At 69.9% G+C, this 1,866-nt stretch carries 2 protein-coding genes; one reads left to right on the top strand and one right to left on the bottom strand.

Annotated elements, in window-relative coordinates; genetic code table 11:
* The coding region (pdxH, locus tag NJ4_RS12705; protein WP_067435437.1) for a pyridoxamine 5'-phosphate oxidase at positions 1–625 on the bottom strand (625 nt) is incomplete at its 3' end.
* Between the two features lie 126 nt (positions 626–751).
* Here pdxH and NJ4_RS12700 point away from each other — a divergent pair.
* Positions 752–1,855 carry a citrate synthase 2 gene (locus NJ4_RS12700; RefSeq protein ID WP_067435434.1) on the top strand — a complete coding sequence of 368 codons (1,104 nt, stop codon included), beginning with the start codon at positions 752–754 and terminating at the stop codon, positions 1,853–1,855.
* The last annotated feature ends 11 nt before the right edge of the window (positions 1,856–1,866 follow it).

Below are 1,866 nucleotides of genomic sequence, written 5' to 3'. Positions count from 1 at the left end.
CCAAGCGCTGACGCAACCACCGGTCGCCGTCGCGGCGGTAGCGCCACCGATCGTGCATCCGGTTCTCCCGGCCCTGCCAGAACTCGATCGACACCGGCCTGACGACGTACCCACCCCAGTGCGCGGGGGCCTCGATCGCGTCGGACATCCGGTCAGAGGCGGCGGCGTACCGCTCCCTCAGCTCGGCCTCGGTCACCACCTGCGACTGCGGCGACGCCCAGGCACCCAGCTGGGCACCCCGGGGTCGCGTGGCGAAGTACGCCGCCACCTCGTCGCGCGGCAGCAGTGTCGTCCCGCCCTCGACGCGGACCTGCCGCTGGAGTGCGTGCCAAGGGAACAGGAGGGCGCAACGTGGGTTGTCGGCGAGGTCAGATCCCTTGTGGGATTGAAGATTGGTGAAGAACGAGAACCCGCGCGCATCGAGCCCCTTGAGCAGGACGGTGCGCGCCGAGGGCTGTCCGGCGGCGGAGACGGTGGCCACCACCATGGCGTTGGGCTCGGGCAGGGTGGCCGCGTCGGCGTACCAGCTGCGGAAGAGCTCGAACGGGTCGTCGGGCAGGTCGTCCTCGGCGATTCCGTTGCGGGAGTACTCCTGGCGCTGCCTCGACCACGGTGCTGAATCCACGCCCCGAGCCTACCGGCGTCCGGGCCGGGAATGACCACCGGTCGAGACCCCGTGCTCGGCCCGGTTCGCGACTCGGGGCAGAATGCAAAGGTCCGACACAGCAGCACGGCAAAGGAGCCACCCGTTATGACCGAGGTTCACCACGGCCTTGAGGGCGTCATCGCATTCGAGTCCGAGATCGCCGAACCCGACAAGGAAGGCTCCGCGCTCCGTTACCGCGGTGTCGACATCGAGGACATCGTCGGCCGGGTGCCGTTCGAGAACGTCTGGGGCCTGCTGATCGACGGCGCCTACACCCCCGGACTTCCGGCCGCCGAGCCCTACAACCTTCCGGTGCACACCGGCGACGTCCGCGTCGACGTCCAGGCCGCGGTCGCGATGCTCGCACCGGCCTTCGGATTCGGCCAGACCTACGACATCTCCGACGAGCAGGCCCGCGAGGATCTCGCCCGCGTCGCGGTGATGGTGCTGTCGTACGCCGCCCAGTCGGCCCGCGGCCTCAACCAGCCCGTCGTACCCCAGAAGCTCGTCGACGAGGGCAAGACCCTGGCCGAGAAGTTCCTGATCCGTTGGAAGGGCGAGGCCGACCCCAAGCACGTCAAGGCGATCGACGCCTACTGGAGCTCGGCTGCCGAGCACGGCATGAACGCCTCCACCTTCACCGCCCGCGTGATCACCTCCACGGGTGCCGACGTGGCCGCTGCCTTCTCCGGTGCCATCGGTGCGATGTCCGGACCGCTGCACGGTGGCGCGCCCTCCCGTGTGCTCGGCATGATCGCCGACGTCGAGAAGTCGGGTGACGCCAGCGCCTACGTCAAGGGGCTGCTCGACCGTGGCGAACGCCTGATGGGCTTCGGTCACCGCGTCTACCGCGCCGAGGACCCGCGCGCGCGCGTGCTCCGCCGTACGGCCAAGGAGCTCGACGCCCCCCGCTACGCCGTCGCCGAAGCGCTCGAGAAGGCGGCCCTGGCCGAGCTGAAGGAGCGTCGTCCCGACCGCGTCCTCGAGACCAACGTGGAGTTCTGGGCCGCCATCGTGCTCGACTTCGCCGAGGTGCCCGCGCCGATGTTCACCTCGATGTTCACCTGTGCCCGCACCGGTGGCTGGTCGGCGCACATCCTCGAGCAGAAGCGCACCGGTCGGCTGATCCGCCCGTCGGCCATCTACACCGGACCTGACACCCGCCCCGCCGACTCGGTCGAGGGCTGGAACACCGCCTGGGCCAAGTAGCACCCCCCCCG

Origin of the sequence: Nocardioides jensenii JCM 1364 = NBRC 14755, assembly GCF_001552535.1 — a bacterium.
In the GTDB taxonomy this organism is placed as follows: Bacteria; Actinomycetota; Actinomycetes; order Propionibacteriales; family Nocardioidaceae; genus Nocardioides; species Nocardioides jensenii.
Note: the sequence above shows the minus strand (reverse complement) of the source record. Positions and strands in the feature narration are given on the sequence as shown.